Below are 23556 nucleotides of genomic sequence, written 5' to 3'. Positions count from 1 at the left end.
TGCAATTTGCAAGTGTCCTTTATCTTCTGCGTTTCTTCTTTTTTCTCATCATTTTCTTTCGGCGCGTATTCACTTTATCCGCTATAATGTGGAGCGTACTCGCCACTACAATTCCCATTACAAACGTTACAATTTCAACCTCATGTTCCTTCGCAATTTCTATTAAATTCCCGTCCAATGCTATCATATTTAATAGGAATAAAAACGGATAAAACACGATTAACATGTATGCAATACGAATAATATCACCAAGTATAATCGTATGTGTGAAAAAGGAACGATGGGGCATTACGCTCCTATATGGATACCAAAAAATGCGGAGTAATCCCCATTTATTATACGCATTACTATACGTATCTAAATCCGGTGTTAAAAAGAAAGTGCCTACTAAAAATCCAATTGCAAAAGTTAATAAAAAATCAAAATTTGTTAATCCATACGAAACGAGCATAAACAAAACAACTGGAAGAGATATTAAGTTTATTTTCGTATGCGTTCTTCCTGATGGCATAATGCACTTCCTCGCTTACGTTCGCCCTGTCATCCTATGACAGTTCTCACCTATTGATCTAATTTTTGATCGATAAATGATGTGTCTATATCCGAACTAAACCATTCTGCCAACTTCACTCGTGCCTTATCTTTCACATCTTCATTTACGTATATCGATGCTTGTAATAGTGCGGCCGTTAACGCACCCAAATCATCCGTATAACCAATTCCAGCAATGAAATCCGGGATTGCATCAATCGGTGCAATGAAATAAGCAAGTGCTCCAATTACAATAATTTTCACTCGTTTTGGAACATCAGGTCTTTGCAAAACGTAAAACAATAATAAACTCGCATAAATTACCGACTGCCCTGCCTGCTTTGCAACATGTTTTATTTTCTTCCAAAACGCTTCAGCTGAAAATTTTTGTTTCATTCAAAAGCCTCCCTATTCTTCAAAAGAAATAAGCTACAATATGTTATTGTTATCAGTAAAAGTTCATCAAAATTACACATAATCTATCAATGAAATTTTATTGTAACAAACAAACACAGAAAGAACAAGTGTTCGTTAATTTTCCCGTATTTTCCTTCATATAATAGTTTTCTAGTCAGCCACCTAAAACTCTTCATTCCATATTTCTCAACAAAAAACTTTCAATTTCTGTTATATTTTCTAGTTGACGAGCATATAAGCGAATGTTAAAGTTTTCTCTGGCAGTGACAAACTACATACAAAAAATGTAAAATGTTATAGTGTTTCTCAGAAATGAATTTTGTTGTATAATACAGAAATGACGTTATGCTTATGAGCAACACAAGAAACCAAAAGGGTATGCATAGTTAAAGTCGTATATGGGTGAATATAGAAACTCTAATTATGGCCAAGAAAACTATGTATTTTTTATTTTAACATCTTTCGCTCCAAAATCGACCAAGCCTGATAGAGAAAGGGTGGAAATGAATGAAAGAAACCATGAAATCACAATTTCAAAATGTGCGTTTCACTTTATTCGTAGCTTTGGCCATATGGCTAAAAACCTACATCATTACACGCACAAGCTTCGATTTAAAACTTGAATCTTTCATGCAAGAATTCATTTTATTCCTTAGTCCACTAGCAGCATCATTACTGTTTGTGGGTCTTGCATTATTTGCAAAGGGGAAAAAACGTAACTATATAGCACTGGGAATTAATTTTGTCTTAACAATCATTCTTGTTGGTAACGTAATGTTCTACGGATTCTACAATGATTTCGTTACTTTACCGGTACTAGGACAAACATCTAATTTCGGAAGCTTAGGTTCTAGTGTGAAAGAACTATTTAACTTCAAAATTATCCTTGCATTTGCGGATATTATCGTATTCTTCATTCTGTTAAAGAAGAAGAAAAATTTTGCACCGACAGAGCGTGTAGCACGTCCGATGCGTTCCCTATACTTCGTGTCAACAGTTGCTATTTTCTTCGCAAACCTAGGACTTGCAGAAACTGAACGTCCAGAACTATTAACTCGTTCATTCGACCGCGTTATGCTTGTTAAAAACTTAGGATTATACGTACACCAAGTATATGACCTTGGCTTACAAGCAAAATCAAGTTCACAAAAAGCATTTGCTGATGGTAGTAAATTACAAGAAACAGAAAACTACGTGAAAACAACACAAAGTAAACCAGATCCAAATATGTATGGTGTTGCAAAAGGGAAAAACGTAATTGTTGTCTCTCTTGAATCATTACAAACATTCTTAATTGGTGCGACAGTTAACGGACAAGAAGTTACACCATTCCTAAACCAATTTGCGAAAGAAAGTTATTACTTCGATAACTTCTTCCATCAAACTGGACAAGGTAAAACATCTGATGCTGAATTCTTAGTAGATACCTCACTATATCCACTAGACCGCGGTGCTGTATTCTTCACACACGGTAATAACGAATATACAGCAACTCCAGAAATTTTGCGTCAGCAAGGGTATTACACATCAGTATTCCACGCAAACAACGCAACATTCTGGAACCGTAATATTATGTATCCGGCACTTGGTTATGATCGTTACTACAACGAACTTGACTACAAAATTACGCCAGAAACAAAATTAAACTGGGGACTAAAAGATATCGAATACTTCGATCAGTCTATCGATATGTTAAAAAAAGTGAAGCAACCATTCTATACTCGCTTCCTTACCTTAACAAACCATTACCCATTCACTTATGATGACAGTACGAAATTAATCGACGAATACAATTCTGGTGATGGAGTATTTGACCGTTACATGGTAACAGCTCGCTACTTAGACGAAGCGATGAAACACTTTATTGAACGTCTAAAAGCAGAAGGTCTTTATGACAACTCTGTAATTGTATTCTACGGTGACCACTATGGTATTTCTGAAAACCATAACCGTGCAATGGCACAGTTCTTAGGAAAAGAAGAAATTACTACATTTGACCATATGAACTTACAAAAAACACCGATGTTTATTCACGTTCCAGGTCAAAAAGAAGGTAAAACAATTTCAAAACCAACTGGTGAAATTGATATTAAACCAACTATTCTAAATTTACTTGGTGTAGATTCTACTAATGACGTTCGATTCGGTCATGACGTATTCTCACCAGATAATAAAGGATTTGTTGTTCTTCGTGACGGTAGTTTCATTACAGATAAGTATATGTACACAAACAGTACATTCTACGATCGCCAAACTGGTGAAGTTGTACAATTACCAAAAGAAGAAGCTCAACCACTTATTGATCGTGCACAAAATGAGCTGAACATGTCAGACAAAATCATTGAAGGCGACTTACTTCGCTTCTCTGAAAGCAATAAGATCAAAACTGGTGAAGTAAAAACGACTATTAAAGAAGAAAAGAAGAGCGCTGAGTAATCTCAGCCTCTTTTTTATATTTCTCTCTGTAACTTCTTCTATACATTAACTTTAAAATTACATAACCTTCACCGAATATTTACACTACATTAATGAAGCATCTTTATAATAAAATGTGTAAACAAGGTTCCACATATTTCTTATCTCTCATCTTCAACAAGATCCCTTAGAGAAATATGCGCATCATTTGTTTTCAACTTTCTTATTATTGTCTTTCAAAGTGTTTTGTTTACATAAACTAAACCTTTAAAGACGATGTCCCTATGCAAGATAGCTACCCTCCTTGTGCAGCATTCCATCGAATGTTGCTTTTTTTATTTCAAAAAGCAGGATTCTTATTTCTCATTTTCGAATTTGTATATACAAAATGCTATAAATCACCTCTACTTCCCTAATATTTACAAGTACATATACGCCATACATAGAAAATCGCTAACATAAAAGTAACTATAGTGATTTTTATCCCGCTATTTGCTGGCTAAAAATCAGCGGGGGATGAACAACTCTCCCACTCATTAAAGTTTCACTTTATTTATGTACTCACGAAAGGATGGGACGAAAATTGGCATACGAAAAATTTGTACTATGGAATGATACAGTTATTGATACAACGAAACAGAAATCGTACATAGAACTTGAAGAAAGAGGATTACAATTTGGCGATGGCGTTTATGAAGTTATTCGCCTTTATAATGGCAACTTTCACTTATTAGACCCTCATTTAACAAGGTTATATCGTTCCATGGAAGAAATAGAATTATCACTCCCTTTCTCAAAAGCAGAGCTAATCATATTACTCTACAAGCTAATCGAAAGTAATAATTTCCACGATGATGGAACGATTTATTTACAAGTATCTCGTGGCGTACAAGCTCGTGCCCATGCATTCTCATATGACACTTCTCCAACAATCTATGCCTATATTTCAAAAAAAGAAAGACCAGCCCTATGGATCGAATATGGTGTACGTGCTATATCTGAATCTGATACTCGCTGGCTTCGCTGTGATATTAAATCGTTAAATTTATTACCTAATGTATTAGCTTATACGAAGGCTGAACGCAAAGGTTGTAAAGAAGCTCTTCTCGTAAGAAATGGTATTGTAACTGAAGGTAGCCACTCTAACTTCTTTCTCATAAAAAACGGGACACTCTATACACATCCGGCTAACCACCTTATTTTAAACGGTATTATTCGTCAATACGTCCTTTCTTTAGCTAACACTCTTCAACTACCTGTACAAGAAGAACTTTTCAGCATTCGTGATGTTTATCAAGCAGATGAATGCTTCTTTACAGGAACAACTATTGAAATCTTACCGATGACTCATCTCGATGGAACTGCGATTCAAGACGGTCAAGTTGGCCCTATCACAAAATTACTGCAAAGGTCCTTTTCTCAAAGTCTTTTAAAATCTAATAGTGCATCTTTTTAAACACGAATAATCTTCTCATTTTCCATAATAAATATATGCATTTAAATGGAAATCAAGGTGTAGATTTATGCCTTGATTTTTTCTTGTAATCTTTTTGTCATATTCAGATTCCCGCATAAGTCTTGACAGTAATCGACATGCCTTTTAGAATTTTTAACAGTTGGTAAATATTTCTTCACTACATTACAGACAGAAAGGAATCGACAAATTATGAAAAAATACCTTGCCGGTCTTGCGGCAGTGTCTGTAGCAGGAGGCGCAGCACCTACACTTGATAGTGTTCAAGCTGCCCCTGAACAAAATACACAAAAAGCTGCTACACAAACTGTCCAAGCTTCCGTACAAAAAAGTTCATCTTATACGGTAACTGCTGACATATTACACGTTCGTGCAGGATCAAGCACTTCTCATGACATCATCTCTCGCGTTTATAACGGTCAGTCGTTAAACGTTATCGGAGAGGAAAATGGTTGGTTTAAAATTAACCATAATGGAAAAACGGGTTATGTTAGTAGCGAATTTGTATCAAAAAACGGAGCAACAAATAACAATGTAAGCACAGGTGGAAACAATAAAGTTACTGCCGATGTATTACGTGTTCGTACAGGTCCTAGCACTTCTAGTTCTGTTTCAGGACGTGTATATGAAGGACAAACTTTAAACGTTATCGGAGAAGAAAATGGTTGGGTGAAAATCAAACATAACGGACAAATTGGTTATGTTAGTGGCCAATTCGTATCTGGTGTTTCTTCAAACAACAATAATAACAATCAAACAACTGTACAACCAGCAAGTGGAAACTATACAGTAAATGTATCTTCTCTTCGCGTTCGTACAGGTCCTAGCACTTCTCATCCAACTGTAGGTTCTGTTAAGAAAGGACAAGTAGTACAAGTTGTTGGCGAAGTTCAAGATTGGTTCAAAATCAATTACGCAGGACAAACAGCTTACTTAAGCAAAGACTACGTAACAAAAGGCGGCTCTAACGAAAACGTCGTACAAGATAACAAACAAGACCAAAATAATAATGTAACTGTTCAAACTGGTGGTACTTACGTTGTTAACGCAACGTCTCTACGTGTTCGTACAGGCCCTGCTACATATCATAGTGTAATTGGTGGCGTTTTAAACGGTACAACATTAAACGTAATTGGAGCTGAAAACGGTTGGTTTAAAGTAAACTATCAAGGAAAAACAGGCTATGTTAGTAGCGAATTTGTAAAATTCGTTAAGGGTGGCACTGTTACTCCTGAACAGCCGAAACAACCAGATCAACCTGGACAAGGTGCAATTGGTGACTACTACGTTAATGCTTCTGCACTAAATGTACGTAGTGGCGAAGGTACGAATTATAGAATCATAGGTGCACTTCCACAAGGACAGAAGGTTCAAATAATCTCTGAAAACTATGGCTGGAGTAAAATTAACTACAATGGTCAAACTGGTTACATCGGAACTCGTTTCTTATCGAAAACACCAGTTGGTGGCGCAGTAGAGAATAAGCCTAACGATAACCAAAACAACAATAATAATCAAAATAACAACAATACAAGTAATAATAGTGGGGATACTTCTTCTATACTTGCATACGCGAAGTCTATGCAAGGCGTACCCTACGTTTGGGGCGGCACTTCTGCTAATGGTGTTGACTGCAGTGGTTACATCTACCACGTATTTAAGAAATTTGGTCATAACATTAGCCGTCAAAGCGTTGCAGGATATTGGAGTAGCTTACCGAAAACTTCAAATCCACAACCAGGTGACTTAATTTATTTCCAAAATACTTATAAAGCAGGTCCTTCTCACATGGGTATCTACCTTGGTGGCGGATCATTTATCCAAGCTGGAGATAAAGGTGTAGCAATCGTTTCATTAGATAACTCTTATTGGAAGAGCCATTTCTTAGGATACACGAAAGCACCTTAATTAATAGTTTCAAAGCCTTCTAGATTACTAGAAGGCTCTTTTTTATAGTTTTCGATATATGAATCCCGCTATTTGTGGTTAGCCCTATTGGGAAAGGCTAATAATCAGTGGAAATAACCCCTCTACTTTATTTTCTCTACGAAAAGATTATGCGTTCATTCTCCCATTTCATACACTACATTCTATAAAAATTGTCCATAACGTTATCATAATGAATAAATCCCCACAAAAAACATAACCTATTTCATGTCTATTCATTTTATATGTGTTTTTTTGTTGAATTTTCTCTTTATTTAAACTTTTCGTTAGACGTTTGACCTCTGATGTCCATTATGATAAGTTACTTAAGATGTTATATTTGCAGAAGTATAGACAACTGTTTTATACACTTTTTTACTATGAGGAAGGAGCATACACTGCATGAATCTTTTATGGGGAATTGGCGGCGTGATTGGAGTTTTAGCAATCGCTTTCTTACTATCTTCCAACCGCAAAGCTATTAATTGGCGCACAATTTTAATCGCGCTAGCATTACAAATGACATTTTCATTTATTGTATTACGATGGGATGCTGGAAAAGCAGGCTTAAAAGTCGCTGCTGACGGCGTTCAAGGATTAATCAATTTTTCTTACGAGGGAATTAAGTTCGTTGCTGGGGATTTAGTCAACGCAAAAGGACCTTGGGGATTTATCTTCGTTATTCAAGCACTACTTCCAATTGTATTTATTAGTTCACTAGTAGCAATCTTATATTACTTAGGTATTATGCAAAAATTTGTTAGTATCATTGGTGGTGCATTAAGCAAACTTCTTGGAACTTCTAAAGCAGAGAGCTTAAATGCAGTAACAACTGTATTTTTAGGACAAACAGAAGCACCAATTTTAATTAAACCATACTTAGCACGTTTAACTAACAGTGAATTCTTCACTATTATGGTAAGCGGTATGACAGCTGTTGCCGGATCAGTTTTAGTCGGCTATGCAGCGATGGGCATTCCGTTAGAGCATTTATTAGCAGCAGCAATTATGGCAGCTCCATCAAGTTTATTAATTGCAAAACTAATTATGCCAGAGACGGAAAAAGTAGATAATAACGTTGAACTTTCTACAGAACGTGAAGATGCGAACGTTATTGACGCAGCTGCACGCGGTGCATCTGAAGGTATGCAACTTGTTATTAACGTAGCAGCAATGTTAATGGCTTTCATCGCACTAATCGCTTTATTAAATGGCTTATTAGGATGGATTGGTTCTTGGTTCGATATTAAACTTAGCCTTGATTTAATCTTCGGTTACTTATTATCACCATTCGCAATCTTAATCGGGGTTTCTCCGGGTGAAGCTGTACAAGCAGCAAGCTTTATCGGTCAAAAGCTTGCAATCAACGAATTCGTTGCATATGCAAACTTAGGACCACACATGGCAGAGCTCTCTGCAAAAACAAATATGATTTTAACATTTGCAATCTGTGGTTTTGCAAACTTCTCTTCTATCGCAATTCAATTGGGTGTAACAGGAACTTTAGCTCCTACTCGCCGTAAACAAATTGCACAATTAGGGATTAAGGCTGTTATCGCTGGTACACTGGCGAACTTCTTAAACGCAGCAGTTGCAGGTATGATGTTCCTATAAATTTATGTAAAGTCTCCTCTTTAAAAAGAGGAGACTTTTTTCATATAAATCGAACACTTTCCATGTTTTTATATTTAAAAATAAAAACATGGTGACATACACAACATAAATATTACTCACTCCAAAAAGAATTTCAGTTACATGGCCCATTTCTTAAGAATTGCGCATACTACAAATACCCTGTACGAATTATCTTTAAGGAGGAAAGCTTCGTGAAAGATACGTCCTATAAAGTCCTGTCTATATGGATTTTACAAATTTTATTTTATTTCACTACTGTACATGTGACAAAATATGAGCATGCGCTCATTTTTACAATTATATATGTCATCATAAATGTACTATTCCTATTCTTACCTGATAAAACAGCATTTGTTTTCTTCATACTCGGAACCATCATTTCCGTATTCTATTTATTTTATGAAGCTTGGCTTCACTTATGGAGCACATCGGATCAATGGGAATATATTATTACCCACTTCCTGGTGGCTGCCAACTTCTTCATCGCTTATATCTTAACCCACCTATTAAAAAAGATTATTCTAGAAAATAGAAAATTAACGGAACAAGTGAGAATCTTAGAACAATACATTGGAGAATCAAAATTATTAACAAGACAAGAATTCGAAAGACGCCAAGCATTATTAATAACTGCAATGAATCGTCGTAATGAAACAGGTATTCTCATTTATTTTGATTTCACTTCCTTTAGTAAATACACAAAGGAAAGTGTCATGGATCGTGTGGCTTCATTATTAGTTAATACTGTAAGAACTAACTTTGACCTTGTTGCTGAATACGATAGCAATACACTGGTTATTCTACTGCAAAACACAAATGATGCAGGCGCTAATATTGTAATGAACCGCCTACAACCAAAAATGGGGCAATGGCTTGCAGTTGAAGCAATCCAAGATATACAAATTTCACGAGAGCAAATTGGACAAAAAGGACCGACATTATTATGATGACACTCGTTATACTCCTTTTATTCCTTGTGTTCTGCTTACTCGTATTTTGGATTAGTATCATATTTTCAATTAAATATGTACTTATTTTTACTGCCTTTCTATTCTCTAGCTTACTCGTTTACTACTCTCTCTTAACACTCGCAGGCTTAGTTCATCGAAATAGTAAACGAAAAGATCGCACGCTAGAACATTATCCAAGTGTAGATATTTTAATACCTGCCCATAACGAAGGGGTCGTTATTAAAGATACTTTAGAAGCGATGGCAAAGATTGAATATCCAGGCAAACTAACTGTCTATTTATTAAACGATAACTCTCAAGATGAAACACCTGAAATTAGCGATGATTTCGACAAAGCTTATGCCCATATTCGTCACATTCGTGTACCGCCTGGTGAACCGAAAGGAAAGTCGCGTGTATTAAACTATGGTCTTAGCATTTCGGATGGTGAATATTTCTGCGTTTACGATGCGGATAATCAGCCTGAACCATATGCTTTGCGAATGCTCGTAGAACATGCTGAAACATTTGAAGATGCTGTTGGAGCAGTTGGACATGTTCGTACAGTAAATGAGAAAAGAAACTGGCTAACACGCATGATTTCATTAGAATTTCAGATTTTCCAGCTCCTTATGCAATCCGGGCGCTGGTTACTATTCCAAACAGGTTCATTGACAGGAACAAACATGCTCCTTCGTCGTTCTGCATTAGAAGAACTTGGCGGCTATGATCCTTATGCAATTGCCGAAGACGCTGAGTTAACATTACGAATTACACAAAAAGGCTATCTCTTACCAATCGTCCCGGAATCGATTACATGGGAACAAGAACCTGAGCATTTAAAGATTCTTATTAAACAGCGTACACGTTGGCTCCAAGGAAATTTATACATTTTAGAAAAAATGTTTTCTTCATTAAGTTTCTTTAAAGGGAAACTTCTCGTCCATTCCTTACAGCAAGTTTTAGTGTATGTCGTATTTTGGCTATTTCTAATCATTTCAAACGTTTGGTTTGTAATTGGATTGCTTGGGATATTCCAAATTCAATATAGCATTCCATTACTATTTATGTGGTACGTCGCATATATTACATATATTTCGCAATTATTTAGTGCCCAGAGCGTCGAACGAACCTTTACACCGACCAACATTTTCATTAGCGTCATTATGTACTTTACGTATGCACAGCTCTTTACGTATTTATTTATTCGCAGCCTCATTCTTTATTTACGTGCAAAGAGCAAGAAACAAGTAATCGGTTGGGACAAAACAGTACGATTCAAAAAAGAAAAATAAAGTGAAACTTTAATCAGTGGGGGTTTTGGTCAGCTCTCACTGATTATTAGCCACAGTTTGAGGTAGGATTCTTACTACCTGCAAATAGCGGGATAAGAAATAAGCACAGAGCGCCGTATGCTCTGTGCTTATTTCTTACCGTAATACTATATATCAGACAGTACCCCTTAGCTGAAAGTTATTTCACGTCCATCCCCCAACGAACGATCGACCTTCATTTATATACGAAAAAGTGATTGCTATTTTTGTAGAACCAATTGCTTCACTTGCTGCTCTTTGCGCGTTTCAGTCTTAGGTTCCGTGCTTTCTTGGACATTGCGATGTGCCACACGTTTCAAACAAATATGCTTCCACTTTCTTTCGTAACGTTTCATTATTCTAGATGTCCCCCTTGAATGCGCTTTAAAACTATTTGAAATCGCTTACAGGAAATAATATAGCACATATAAATAAAAGTGACAACACATTTCCGACAATTTTTTGTCAAAAATACGAATAGAATTTGCCAAATATCGAAAATTGTCGAAATTAATCGTTTTTCTTTTATATAAAAGGCATACTACTTAAAAAATAACGCATTTTATTTCCCTTAACTATATACAAAACCTCTTCCATACAAAAAAGAGCTGATATAAAATCAGCCCTTTTCCTTCTATTATCTATAGCTGCTTCATACGTCCTTCTTTTTGCAACTCTTTAAACAACGCTGCAATCATGAAGAATATAACAAACACAAACGGGAATGCTGCAATAATTGAAGCTGTTTGCAGCGCTTCTAATCCACCAACGTATAATAGTATTGAAGCTAACGCTGCTAGAACAATACCCCAAATCGTTTTTATACGATTTGGTGGGTTTAAGCTGCCGTGTGTTGTTAACATTCCTAAAACAAACGTCGCAGAGTCTGCAGATGTAATAAAGAATGTTGCAATAAGTAGAATACCTAAAACAGATAAAGCCGGTCCCATGCTACCCATATGGTCAAACATGGCAAACAATCCTACTTCTGTCCCCATCTCTTTAACTTGCCCATATATATTCGTACCCTCAAATAGCTCCATGTGAATACCTGTTCCTCCGAAAACAGAGAACCAAAGCGCACCAATTAATGTCGGTACGAGTAATACACCGATAACGAACTCACGAATTGTACGTCCACGTGATACACGGGCAATAAAAGTACCTACGAATGGTGACCAAGCAATCCACCATGCCCAGTAGAAAATAGTCCATGATTGAATCCACTTGTTTCCACCTTCATTTAATGGACTTAAGCGGAAACTCATACTTGGCAATTCTTGAATGTATGAACCAATTGTTGAAGTGAAGTAATTCATAATAAAGTTTGTTGGTCCTGAAAATAATACAATTATCATAAGTGCAAACGCAAAAATAATGTTCGTATTACTTAAATATTTAATACCTTTATCAAGTCCTGTCTGTGCAGATAACATGAAAAGAACTGTTACAATTGCAATAATAACTAACTGTGTCGTTAATGAGTTCGGAATAGATGTTAAATAACTAACACCACCGGCAATTTGCTTTGCACCAAGTCCTAATGATGTCGCCACACCAAACACTGTCGCAAATACAGCTAAAACATCAAACATATGAGCAAGACGACCATGTTCACCGCTCTTAAATAGTGGACCAACTGTCGCGCTAATTGTACTTGCCTTTCCTTTTCTAAATGTAAAATACGCAATACATAATGCTACAAGTGCATATAATCCCCACGGATGTAGTCCCCAATGGAAAAATGAGAAACGGAGAGCAAGACGTGCACTCTCTTCAGTTGCACCTTCTCCGAAAGGAGGTGTGTATAAATGATTTAACGGTTCCGCAACGCCCCAGAAAACCAAACCAATTCCCATTCCGGCACTAAATAACATAGCAAACCATGTCATATAACTATAATCAGGTTCATCATCATCTTTACCTAAACGAATCGAACCGTACTTAGAAACTATTAAAAAGATCGCAATTCCTAAAAATACAGAAACAGAAATAATATAAAACCATCCAAACTTACTAACTAATGCAGTTTGAATTGTAGTTGTTACATTTCCTAAGCTACCTTTTCCAATAATAGATGCGGGAATAATCCCCCAAATCGCAAATGCAATACAGAGTGTTAATGATACGATAAATGTTTTTGTCAGTTTCCTCATCAAATCCCCCTTCAGATGTTTTACTAAAACAGTTAATTCCAATGCGTTAAATCGGATAGAAAACTATAATTTTTGCGGTGATTTTCTTTCGGCTCTCTCTGTTTCGCCTTCACCAATTAGAATTCTTATGGACAGCCTTACCTTCCGTCTAACCTTTTCACTCTGCAAGAGCTAAAGGATAGGAATACTGCTGTCAAATTGCGTGAGAAAAATGCGGATGGGAAAAGATTTCCCCTAAAAGGATGTGTTACAGTTGTAAAAAAGGACACATTCTTACCTAAAAACCCTTTTTTCTTGTAACAATTATGTGGTTTTTTTGCTAGTATATAGCGCGTGTTTATAACTTCACAAACGAAATGTTTATGTTTATATAACTATATTACCCATAAAACGGTAAAATACTCAAGGAATGTAATCGTTTAGTAAACATTACGTAACACTTCTGTAATGTTTTTATCTACATCGAAAAGAACATGTTGTATTAAATATTTTGACTATAATTAGAAACCTACTAATTGCATGGAATGAAAAACGATTTCCTATATTTTTGGCCATATTACAGAGTGTTAACGACTGATTACGAATGGTTTGTAATTGTGTGTTTTCCCCAAATCCGAAAAAATCTGTTGCTATAATGAGGACACGAAAACAAACGCAATGGAGGCTATCATGAAAAAATTAATTGGTATAGCAACAGCAGCAGTTTTTGGTCTTGGGATTTTCACATCATCTGCTAGCGCAGAAACTGTTGTTACAACAGACGTACTAAACGTACGAGAAAACCCTACTACTGAATCAAAAGTTGTCGGTAAATTACTAAATGGTCATAAATTAGATGTTCTAAATACAGAAAACGGATGGTCACAAATCAAATTAGATGGTAAAGACGCATTCGTAAGTACAGAGTTTACAAAAAGCTCATACTACGTAACAGCTAACGTATTAAACGTACGTGCTGAAGCGAACACAAACTCAGAAATTCTTGGAACGCTTAAGAAAGACGATATGATCGAAACAACGAACCAAGTACAAAATGAGTGGTTACAATTTGAATATAACGGGAAAACGGCTTATGTTCATGTTCCTTTCTTAACAGGTACAGCACCTGTTATCGAGAAACAAGAAACGCCTGCTCCTGCTAAAGCTGAAGCACCTGCTAAGGCTCAAGCGCCTGCACCAGTAAAAACAGCTGCTAAGCCTGCTGTGAAAGCTGCTGAAACTCACGAACCTTCTGATGGTCGTGAGTTAACAGTTGTAGCTACAGCATATACAGCTCATCCGAGCGAAAACGGTGGCACATACGGCGGCCGTGTATTAACTGCAATGGGTCATGACCTAACAGCGAACCCAAACATGAAAATGATCGCTGTTGACCCGAAAGTAATCCCATTAGGATCTAAAGTATGGGTAGAAGGATATGGAGAAGCTATCGCTGGTGATACTGGCGGTGCAATTAAAGGTAACCGTATCGACATTCTACTTGGATCAGATAGCGCTGCTCAAAAATGGGGACGCAAAACTGTTAAAGTGAAAATTTTAAAATAACCAATGACCGCTAAATTACAGCCGGTTCTCTTTATTGAGAGCTGGCTTTTATTTTTTTATAATATATATATAAGGAGGTTATATCCATGAATTTACAATCGGCAGTAGACTGGGTCGGTACACCGAAACCATACATATATAAAGATGATGTAACATATGATGCTATCGCAATTGACTTTTCACTCGCAAACGATGACAATCGCTATAAATTAATTGTGCTCAACCATGAAGAAAATGCACATTACAAAATCGTACAATATGGAATAACACCTGGCTCTCAAAAGCCATTTCCTATCGACATTCCATTCGAGCGAGAAATGCTACCGCTCATAGAACAAATATTAAATGATCCATATGTACAAGCAATATTAAATCAAACACGCTCCTAATCGTAGAAAAGACTATCTCAAGTAAATGAGATAGTCTTTCTTATATGAACGAACCCAACCACATATACTTCCTCTTATTTCAGCCTAATATTTGCTTCAAGAGAGTGCTATAATACATTTCCATTAACATTAACAATACTTTCATTATTACAGATATTGCCCTTCATATGTACATTGTTAGCACATCTTTATAATTCAAATTTCATTTTTTCTGTTTTGAGCATTTTTTGTTTATAATGGTAAAGGAAAGAAATCTGTGTACGGAGGAAAATTATGCTGCAACACTCAATTACGAAAGATGAAATTATGATGATTGCGAATGAGTTCGTTCAAGGGCTTGATCCGGAGCAAGTAGCTGATCAAGAACATGTCGCTACAGCTCGGCACCTGTATCGTAGTGGTGTTGTCTATAACGTTGACTTTGATGGCTATACGCTATCAGGAACTGTAGATGCTGAAGGCAGTGTATATAGCGTTCACATCCCGATTCGTAATGTTGCCGAAAGCTATTGCGATTGCTTCGCACCAACGCAATGTGAGCATATGCTCGCTGTATTGCTATCTGCGGCTTCAAGTTTCGGGCAGGTAGGAGATGTATTAACTTTATTCAAAAATAATACGAAACCTTCCCTTCCTCCTATTCGAACTGCAAGGCAAGTATTGCAATCATCTGCCTTTGAAGAAAAGGATTATAAAAGTTGGCAATCGTACTTTGAAAATGAATATGAATCATTTAAAAAAGAACAGGCTCGGCTCACTTATAAACAAATGTATTTTCTTATGAGTCTTTTTACAGACTTCTATACAAAATTGGAACGGAAAGCCCCGCGTATCATTGCTATCCATGAATTATTTAAGCTACACGCGGCACTTTATTGCTTTCAAAAATTATTAGAAGAAATTCAAGAATTTGAAGTAAACAAACTATATTCTTATCACCAACCCGTGAACGTTGTTCGTCTATTCGTCGATAAAGTTGAAGCCATCGTACGGGACTTAAAAACAGAAGCGATTCCCGCAAAATCCGAACCGATTTTACAAGAAACAGCTCGTCTCGTACATGAAGTATTCTTCTCTACGGATTCCTATACACAAGAACGATTCTTCATTTATCGTCACATATGGGGTGAACTTTTAAGAGAAGAAGAGCAACTACAAGAAGAGGAAAAGCGAATCGAAACGAAAATCAATCCACTTTCCAAAGCATTAACATCTTCTCACCTGCTCTTTTTAAATAACGAAGACAAAGATGCCATGGAATTGCTTGAAAAACAGCCTGCTTCTGTTGTGAGCCTTTACTTTTATTGGTTAGAAGAGTTATTAAATGCGATGCAGTGGGATCGTGCTAAAAACTGGCTTTCCTTTACGTATAAGCAAGTAAAACAAACGATACAAGAACAAGCGGATAGCGTTTTCATAAAAGATATCGTTCGTTTATTTGTAATGATGTATGAAACATATGCAACGCATACGAATGAACAAGCGGGATTTGAAATGATCTTACAAGAACTGTTACCATATAGCTTCACGAACTATGAACAATACGTACTTGCGAAGAAGCAGTACCGCGCATGGGCGGAGCTTCATCTCTTATATGGATTTGAAGCAATCGAACTTTTGAAAGAACCATTGAAAGATATTGAAAAAGAAGCGCCTGAAGTAGCACTTCCTCTTTATCACCTTGCCGCAACGGAAGCAATTGAAGAGCGAAATCGTAAATCATATAAACGCGCCGTTCGTTACTTAAAGAAATTACGTATGCTTTATAAACGACTGAAACGAACTGATGAATGGGATACTTTCATTATTCATATTGCCAACTTACATTCACGTCTGCGTGCACTACAAGAAGAATTACGGAAAGGAAAATTAATCGATGATCATACAAACTGAAGTAACAATCAGGCTCCAGCACGTTAGCCAAGGTTGGTTCCTTTGGGGAGAAGATGATAGCGGCACTCCCTTATCCGTAGCAACTTGGAAACAAAATGCATTCACATGGCACTCTACTTCCTTTTACGGCACGTTTCTAAAAGAAGCAACGTATGACGGAAAACAAGGTATTATGCTAATGAATGTGCAAGCATTTGAATACATTGCAAATAAGCCGATGAACTCATTTGCAAATATTCAAATGAACGGTCCTATTACAGCACTTACGAAAGATGCAAATGAATTATGGGACGCTTTCGTAAGCGGAAGCTTCGTACCCGACATGGAGCGTTGGTCTCAGCAGCCATCTTGGAAAGTTCATAATATACCAATCGAAGACGAAACATTAGCATCTCTTTTCACTTCAGCGGTGAACGAAAGTATCTTGCAAGACACTCGCTCAAATGACGGCTGGGAAGATGCTAAGAGACTATATGAACATTATGACTTTACGAAAAGGCAACTGGAAACAGCACTACATGAAGAAGATTGGCTTCGAAAAATTGGTTACATTGAAGATGACCTTCCATTTACAATTGGCTTACGACTGCAAGAACCACAAGAAGAATTTGAAATGTGGAAGCTCGAAACAGTCGTTACGCCAAAACGTGGTGCGCATCGCATATATGTATATGAAAGTATCGATTCCTTGCCAAAAAGGTGGCACGATTACGAAGAGCGGATTATTGAAACGCAAGAAGGATTCAGTAAACTCGTACCGTGGTTAAAAGAGGACGACAAGTTCCGAGAAGAACTCTTTGAAACTGAAGCCTGGAATTTCTTAACAGAGGCAAGTAATGAATTACTTGCAGCAGGTATTACAATTTTACTACCATCATGGTGGCAAAATTTAAAAGCAACAAAACCGAAGTTACGTGTACAGCTGAAGCAAAGTACAGCGCAAACACAGTCCTTCTTCGGCATGAATACGCTCGTTAATTTCGACTGGCGCATTTCAACGGACGGAATTGATTTATCAGAAAGTGAATTCTTTGAACTTGTTGAGCAGAACAAACGTCTTTTCAATTTGAATGGTCAATGGATGAGACTAGATCCTGCCTTTATTGAAGAAGTAAAAAAACTAATGAACCGTGCAGATAAATATGGACTAGAAATGAAAGACGTGTTGCAACAACATTTATCTAGCACCGCAGAAACGGAAATTGTAGAAGACGATAGTCCGTTTACCGATATTGAAATTGAGCTAGATGGATATTATGAAGAGCTGTTCCAAAAACTATTGCACATTGGAGATATTCCAAAAGTAGACGTACCATCTTCGCTACAAGCAACACTCCGTCCATATCAACAACACGGTATTGAATGGTTGCTATACTTACGTGAACTTGGCTTTGGAGCATTATTAGCTGATGATATGGGACTTGGAAAAAGTATTCAAACGATAACTTACTTACTATACGCTAAAGAAAACAATCTCCAAACAGGGCCCGCATTAATTGTGGCACCAACATCGGTCCTTGGAAATTGGCAAAAAGAATTTGAGCGTTTCGCACCAAATTTACGTGTTCAATTACATTATGGAAGTAACCGAGCTAAAGGCGAAGCATTTAAAGACTTCCTTCAATCAGCAGATGTTGTATTAACTTCTTATGCATTAGCTCAGCTTGATGAAGAAGAACTTAGTACCTTATGCTGGGATGCTGTTATTTTAGATGAAGCTCAAAATATAAAAAACCCGCATACGAAACAGTCGAAAGCAGTAAGAAACCTACAAGCAAATCACAAAATTGCTTTAACCGGTACACCAATGGAAAACCGACTTGCTGAGCTTTGGTCTATTTTCGACTTTATCAATCATGGGTATCTCGGAAGCTTAGGACAATTCCAGCGCCGCTTCGTCACGCCGATTGAAAAGGACCGTGATGAAGGAAAAATCCAGCAAGTACAACGATTTATCTCGCCATTTTTACTGCGTCGTACGAAGAAAGATCAAACAGTCGCATTAAACTTGCCAGATAAACAAGAACAGAAAGCTTATTGTCCACTAACTGGTGAACAGGCTTCCTTATATGAACAACTTGTTCAAGATACATTACAAAATGTAGAAGGATTAAGCGGAATTGAAAGACGCGGATTTATACTACTTATGCTGAACAAGCTAAAACAAATTTGTAACCACCCAGCCCTTTATTTGAAAGAAGAAGAACCACAAGATATCATCGAACGCTCTATGAAAACAAAAACGTTAATGGAGCTCATCGAAAATATAAAAGACCAAAATGAAAGTTGCCTAATCTTCACTCAATACATTGGCATGGGGAACATGCTAAAACGTGTGCTAGAAGAAAATTTCGGTCAGCGTGTCCTCTTCTTAAACGGGAGTGTACCGAAGAAAGAACGTGACAAGATGATCGAGCAGTTCCAAAACGGAACGTATGACATCTTCATCTTATCGTTAAAGGCCGGCGGAACAGGATTGAACTTAACTGCTGCCAACCATGTCATTCACTATGACCGTTGGTGGAATCCAGCTGTAGAAAACCAAGCAACAGACCGTGCATATCGCATTGGTCAAAAACGCTTCGTTCACGTTCATAAACTCATTACAACAGGAACGCTTGAGGAGAAAATTGATGAAATGTTGGAACGAAAACAATCATTAAACAACGCCGTCATTACAAGCGATAGTTGGATGACCGAACTATCAACAGACGAACTAAAAGAATTACTTGGTGTATAAAGTGAAACTTTAATCAGTAGGGGGCCATCCCCCGCTGATTATTAGCCCTCACCAATCGAGCTTTTATAGACAGTAAGACTCCCGCCGAATTTTTGGGCGGGAGTCTTACTGTCCGAAAATTGTTGGATAAATAAAAAAGGAGCAGATCTCGAAATAAGATTAGCTCCTTTTTCTATGCCAAAACCAATTACTTATTATAATTCCTGTTAATCCGCCGCACGTATCAAGCGATGAATCTTGCCACATTGGTGTACGCCCCCCCGTAAACCCTTGATGAATTTCATCAAATGTTGCATAGCCCGCAACGAAAAGAAGGGCATATATAAAGCACCGTTTCCTCGAATAACCCGACCTATGAAAAGCAAAGTACGCCAATGAACCAAGCATAAAGAACACCGTAAAATGAGCACCTTTACGAAGGAAGAACTCAATAAAACCACCTACACCCTTATTTGCGATACTAACAGGTGTACCTCCGCCATAATCGATAGATACCCATGAAAAATTCTCTTTTACAAACTCAACATTTACATATTGCTCAATATTTGAGCGCATATCCTGTTTTTTATATGGCTGTGCTGAGGAATGGAAAATAAGCCCCATCCATAATAATACAGGAATCCAAAATAACCATTTACGATTCATTCTCCCGAAAGCTCCTCTCTTGCTCTTTTAAGAGTACCAAAAAAAAGAAAAAATTTCACGCCAAAACATGACATTTACTCCCTATTTATAGAGTGAAAGGGCGTGATCAACATGGCAGTTGAAACAATCGTAATGGATTTAACTTTACGTCTCGTATTAAACGGCGGATTAGACAAAAATGGAAAAACAGTTTCTAAGAACAAGCAATTCAAACATATTAAAACAAATGCAGATTTAGGGAAGTACATGCTGTAGCACGTGCTTTTGCTTCATTACAAGGATCACCACTTCATGCTGTACAACTTGTAAGCACGTCAGATCTTTCTAATCTATAAATCAAAAGGAGTGAATAAAGTATGCAAGCGCTTGAGTTAATTTTCGTGAAAGAAGATGGAAAAACAGTTTTTTTCTATCGATAATCCCATCACACCCGTAAAAAAGGTGCACGCCTCATAGAAAAAACGCTTCTGTTGCAAGAAAAGCATTACCAAATGAACGGGTTTCTAAGTGTCTTAGATTAGTGAATAATAAAACCAACGTTCAGGTTTGGGAACATAAAAAAACTAAAAGGGCATTTCATAATGGCCTATTGGTTTTTGGAAGTGTTTGAAATTGTCCGGTTTGCGCAGCGAAAATTAGTGAGAGACGACGTAAGGATTTACAGCATGCTTTTAAGTGAAGGTGGTTATATCGCTTTATTAACCCTTACGTTTGGTCATAATAAAGCTGATAGATCAAAAGAAATGTTGGAAAAATCAGGAAATGCCACTCGTAAATTTATGAGTGGACGAGCTTATAACAATATTAGAGATGAGTTAGATTTGATTGGTAGAATTCAAGTTTTTGAGGTTACATATAGTAAGAATGGATTCCACCCACATGTACATATTGCGTTGTTCTATATAAATGATGTTGAATTGAAAATTATAGAGAAAAAATACTTTTTTGTGGAAAAAGGCTTGTGAAAAATTCGGATTAAGTACGAGTTATAAATATGGTTTGGATTTGCAAGATGGAGATGAAGCTCAAAATTATTTAAGTAAACATGGTACTTGGGGTTTGGATCAGGAACTGAGTAAAGCGCATATTAAAAAAGCTAAAAATGATTCGATGACGCCTTTTGATTTTTTACGGAGATATCTTGAGGAAGATGATGAAAAGTATTTAAAATTATTCCGAGAATGTGCTGAGTGTTTCAAAGGTAAGCGCAATTGCAATGGTCACAAGGTTTGAAAAAGAGATTCATATTAGAAGATAAGACAGATGAACAAGTTGCTAAAGAGAAGCTAGAAGACGCTGATTTGTTAGGTTTATTAGATTACGATATTTGGAAAAAGATTTTAAAATACGAAAATCGTTCCTACTTCTTGGATTTATGCGAGAAATATGATTTCAAGAAAGCAGTGAATATCGTGTCTAACTATAAGTTTGACAAAAATAAAAAGCCAAGTCCCCAAGAATTAGAACTTGACTTCAAACAATAGCACATTGTTATATTTTAATTCTTTTGTTGTTAGCGCACTAAAAGGATTTTTTATTGTTCACGGATTTAATTGCTATTTATTAGTTTTGAGTGAATGTATTCTGTCGTAAAATGCCAATTTTTTGCTTAATTCCTCGCACTTTTCCTTTAATACCTCGCACTCCCTATTTTTGTTGTCGAACCGTTTTGATAAACGTTGGATTTCCTTTTGTAATTCTGTTGAATCGTTAAGTATTCGTGATATCCGCTCTGTTAAAGTAGTCTGTTTTACAAGTTCTTTTATCGCCATAAACTCCAACTCCTTTATGTTTTTTAAATAAAATTCTCTATGAGTTATAAGTTTCCCTTCTTTTATATTTTTTAAAAATGATATAATTGTTTTAAATTAAAAATCAAAAGAGGTGCGACTTATGAGTTATAACGGTTCGGATGAAAAATTAAAAGTAAGCCCTAATTTTAATTTTATTGATGATGTAGGTAGTGTAAAACCTTTAGAGCATAACGTAGATGGACAGAAAGTAATTGTTCCAGTACGACAATATAGCAAGGAAGGCTTTGTTGAAATGAAAGCTAATTCCTTTAGATCCTTGCTCGACTCTTTAAATGACAAAATAAAAAAGAACTGGGATTCATATGAGAAAGAAAAAAGACAAACGCAATTATTAAATACTAAATTACTAAACAAACAAGCGGAAATTGAAATGCTAAAAACAAGATTAAAAGCTTATGAAAAATTTGAAAACCAACAAGGAAAAGGAAGGCCAAAAGTATTAAGCGGTGAAGAATTAGCTATTGCCTATAAACATCTTAAATCTTACAAAGAAAAGTCAGGTCGCTATAACTATTCGAGGACTTTTCGTTACATGCAAGAAAATTATGCATATGAAGGCTCTCACGTAACGCTGATGAATAGTTTAAGAGAAAAATACCCAGAAATACTGGATAAGCCTTCACAAATTAATACAGGGCAAAACAAACGGTCTAAACCACTATTAACTGATGAAATGTTAGAAATCGCTTATAAATATCGTATGAAAAATTTAAGAATAGCTGAAGATGGAAAGCGTAAATATCCCAATACTATGAAAATAAACGAATACTTGAAAATAAATCATGGTTACTATGGGGGAGTTGAGCAATTGAAAGAGAGATTATCAGTTAAAATTAGAGAACAAAAAGGTGTTCAGAAAATAGACCCGGCATCGCTAGCTGTTCAAAAGTTGTTTCAAGAAAAATTGAAAGGTGACAAATGATTGGAAAATGGGTAGAAGTCGAGATAAATGGTCAAATATGCTACGAAAAGTTAAAAACAAAGAAGCCTTACCGCCAGTTATCATAAGAGCAATATGGACTCGTTATTCTTGTGGACAAACACCAGAAAAAATATATGAAAAACTAAAAGAAGAACGACAAATAAGTGCTAGTTTGGAAACTATAGAAACTTATATAGAGAAAGTAGTAAAGCCATATTTCGATAAAAAAGAGAGTGGAGAAGCTTAATTTCCCCACTCTTTTTTACAATCAGGACATTGCCAGTTCAAGATTGTATCGCGTGTGATACTTGAAATCCCGATTTTTCGAGTAAAATGAGTGCAGCCATACCATTTTTGTGATTCTTTAGGAATCGGATCACCTTGCAAATTAGCGTTGCAATGAGGACAAAATTCTTTGCTATCGTTCATGTAATTCACCTCCTTGTTTTTCGGTGTGAGTGTTGTGTCTGAGTATAAATTTGATAAAAATAAAAAAGACAAGTTCCTCCCAAGAACTTGACTTTAAATAATAACTTGTGATTTAAGTATCTAAATTGTATGTAGATTAGATTTATTCAATCCTTTTGGTGCGACCAACACCGAGAGGAGTTTTTGATTTTTTTGACGGAATTATTGTACCATAAGTTTAGTTTTTTGTTCAATTCAATGTAGTTATAGTTTTGTTTTATCATAAGGTTTTAATTTTTGTCCACAGTTTAACGAAAATCAGCTCAGTTTAGCGAAGTATCAGTTCATTCTCATAAAGTATTAGCTTAGTCTCATAAAGCATC

General features: G+C 36.3%; 21 protein-coding genes and 1 pseudogene. 16 read left to right on the top strand and 6 right to left on the bottom strand.

Going from position 1 to position 23556, the window contains the following annotated elements; genetic code table 11:
• Positions 1–19 precede the first annotated feature (19 nt).
• Positions 20–511 (bottom strand): metal-binding protein, encoded by a 492-nt coding sequence (locus U860_RS0108325; RefSeq protein WP_025148158.1) that lies wholly within the window; start codon positions 509–511, stop codon positions 20–22.
• Positions 512–561: 50 nt separating this feature from the next.
• Positions 562–927: a YkvA family protein gene (locus U860_RS0108320; protein ID WP_002174247.1), complete on the bottom strand. Its 366-nt coding sequence runs from the start codon at positions 925–927 to the stop codon at positions 562–564.
• Between the two features lie 528 nt (positions 928–1455).
• On the opposite strand from U860_RS0108320, the gene U860_RS0108315 reads away from it, so the two are divergent.
• The 6 genes from U860_RS0108315 (at position 1456) to U860_RS0108290 (ending at position 10643) form a co-directional block, all read left to right on the top strand.
• Positions 1456–3384 carry an LTA synthase family protein gene (locus U860_RS0108315; protein WP_025148157.1) on the top strand — a complete coding sequence of 643 codons (1929 nt, stop codon included), beginning with the start codon at positions 1456–1458 and terminating at the stop codon, positions 3382–3384.
• A gap of 550 nt (positions 3385–3934) precedes the next feature.
• On the top strand, positions 3935–4819 hold the full coding sequence (locus U860_RS0108310; protein ID WP_081806653.1) for a D-amino-acid transaminase: 885 nt from the start codon (positions 3935–3937) through the stop codon (positions 4817–4819).
• A gap of 210 nt (positions 4820–5029) precedes the next feature.
• Entirely contained in the window at positions 5030–6745 is a 1716-nt protein-coding gene (locus U860_RS0108305) for an SH3 domain-containing protein (protein WP_025148155.1), read from the top strand.
• A 420-nt stretch (positions 6746–7165) separates the two neighbouring features.
• Positions 7166–8377: a NupC/NupG family nucleoside CNT transporter gene (locus U860_RS0108300; RefSeq protein ID WP_025148154.1), complete on the top strand. Its 1212-nt coding sequence runs from the start codon at positions 7166–7168 to the stop codon at positions 8375–8377.
• A 212-nt stretch (positions 8378–8589) separates the two neighbouring features.
• On the top strand, positions 8590–9345 hold the full coding sequence (locus tag U860_RS0108295; protein ID WP_025148153.1) for a diguanylate cyclase: 756 nt from the start codon (positions 8590–8592) through the stop codon (positions 9343–9345).
• Positions 9342–10643: a glycosyltransferase gene (locus U860_RS0108290; RefSeq protein WP_025148152.1), complete on the top strand. Its 1302-nt coding sequence runs from the start codon at positions 9342–9344 to the stop codon at positions 10641–10643. The genes U860_RS0108295 and U860_RS0108290 overlap by 4 nt, the downstream gene beginning before the upstream one ends.
• Before the next feature lie 239 nt (positions 10644–10882).
• On the opposite strand, the gene U860_RS36805 is transcribed toward U860_RS0108290, so the two are convergent.
• On the bottom strand, positions 10883–11017 hold the full coding sequence (locus U860_RS36805) for a hypothetical protein (RefSeq protein WP_033795389.1): 135 nt from the start codon (positions 11015–11017) through the stop codon (positions 10883–10885).
• A gap of 285 nt (positions 11018–11302) precedes the next feature.
• Positions 11303–12817 carry a BCCT family transporter gene (locus U860_RS0108280; RefSeq protein ID WP_025148151.1) on the bottom strand — a complete coding sequence of 505 codons (1515 nt, stop codon included), beginning with the start codon at positions 12815–12817 and terminating at the stop codon, positions 11303–11305.
• A gap of 669 nt (positions 12818–13486) precedes the next feature.
• Here U860_RS0108280 and U860_RS0108275 point away from each other — a divergent pair.
• The 4 genes from U860_RS0108275 (at position 13487) to U860_RS0108260 (ending at position 19384) form a co-directional block, all read left to right on the top strand.
• On the top strand, positions 13487–14362 hold the full coding sequence (locus tag U860_RS0108275) for a cell wall-binding protein EntA (protein WP_025148150.1): 876 nt from the start codon (positions 13487–13489) through the stop codon (positions 14360–14362).
• Between the two features lie 86 nt (positions 14363–14448).
• Entirely contained in the window at positions 14449–14751 is a 303-nt protein-coding gene (locus U860_RS0108270) for a DUF3910 family protein (RefSeq protein ID WP_025148149.1), read from the top strand.
• A 273-nt stretch (positions 14752–15024) separates the two neighbouring features.
• On the top strand, positions 15025–16644 hold the full coding sequence (locus tag U860_RS0108265) for a hypothetical protein (RefSeq protein WP_025148148.1): 1620 nt from the start codon (positions 15025–15027) through the stop codon (positions 16642–16644).
• Positions 16628–19384, top strand: coding sequence for a DEAD/DEAH box helicase (locus U860_RS0108260; protein ID WP_025148147.1), 2757 nt, complete (start codon positions 16628–16630; stop codon positions 19382–19384). The genes U860_RS0108265 and U860_RS0108260 overlap by 17 nt, the downstream gene beginning before the upstream one ends.
• A gap of 159 nt (positions 19385–19543) precedes the next feature.
• On the opposite strand, the gene U860_RS0108255 is transcribed toward U860_RS0108260, so the two are convergent.
• Positions 19544–20029, bottom strand: coding sequence for a VanZ family protein (locus tag U860_RS0108255; RefSeq protein WP_025148146.1), 486 nt, complete (start codon positions 20027–20029; stop codon positions 19544–19546).
• 111 nt (positions 20030–20140) lie between these two features.
• Here U860_RS0108255 and U860_RS31290 point away from each other — a divergent pair.
• The 6 genes and pseudogenes from U860_RS31290 to U860_RS0108220 all read left to right on the top strand — a co-directional run bounded on the left by U860_RS31290 (position 20141) and on the right by U860_RS0108220 (position 23012).
• A pseudogene (locus tag U860_RS31290) lies at positions 20141–20364 on the top strand (DUF1659 domain-containing protein).
• A 246-nt stretch (positions 20365–20610) separates the two neighbouring features.
• The gene (locus U860_RS0108245) at positions 20611–20994 is read left to right on the top strand and encodes a rolling circle replication protein Rep63 (protein ID WP_025148145.1); all 384 of its coding nucleotides are present in this window, start codon (positions 20611–20613) and stop codon (positions 20992–20994) included.
• Between the two features lie 34 nt (positions 20995–21028).
• Entirely contained in the window at positions 21029–21262 is a 234-nt protein-coding gene (locus U860_RS0108240; protein ID WP_162790995.1) for a hypothetical protein, read from the top strand.
• Complete coding sequence (locus tag U860_RS0108235) at positions 21241–21513, top strand: hypothetical protein (RefSeq protein WP_025148143.1); 273 nt, start codon at positions 21241–21243, stop codon at positions 21511–21513. The genes U860_RS0108240 and U860_RS0108235 overlap by 22 nt, the downstream gene beginning before the upstream one ends.
• A 409-nt stretch (positions 21514–21922) precedes the next feature.
• Positions 21923–22765 (top strand): hypothetical protein, encoded by an 843-nt coding sequence (locus U860_RS0108225; protein ID WP_025148141.1) that lies wholly within the window; start codon positions 21923–21925, stop codon positions 22763–22765.
• Positions 22755–23012: a hypothetical protein gene (locus tag U860_RS0108220; RefSeq protein WP_025148140.1), complete on the top strand. Its 258-nt coding sequence runs from the start codon at positions 22755–22757 to the stop codon at positions 23010–23012. The genes U860_RS0108225 and U860_RS0108220 overlap by 11 nt, the downstream gene beginning before the upstream one ends.
• On the opposite strand, the gene U860_RS0108215 is transcribed toward U860_RS0108220, so the two are convergent.
• Positions 23009–23194, bottom strand: coding sequence for a hypothetical protein (locus U860_RS0108215; protein ID WP_025148139.1), 186 nt, complete (start codon positions 23192–23194; stop codon positions 23009–23011). The two genes, U860_RS0108220 and U860_RS0108215, sit on opposite strands and share 4 nt — an antisense overlap.
• Between the last annotated feature and the right edge of the window lie 362 nt (positions 23195–23556).

The organism is Bacillus sp. H1a (assembly GCF_000633475.1).
In the GTDB taxonomy this organism is placed as follows: domain Bacteria; phylum Bacillota; class Bacilli; order Bacillales; family Bacillaceae_G; genus Bacillus_A; species Bacillus_A paramycoides.
This window is presented reverse-complemented; position numbering and strand designations above follow the sequence as displayed.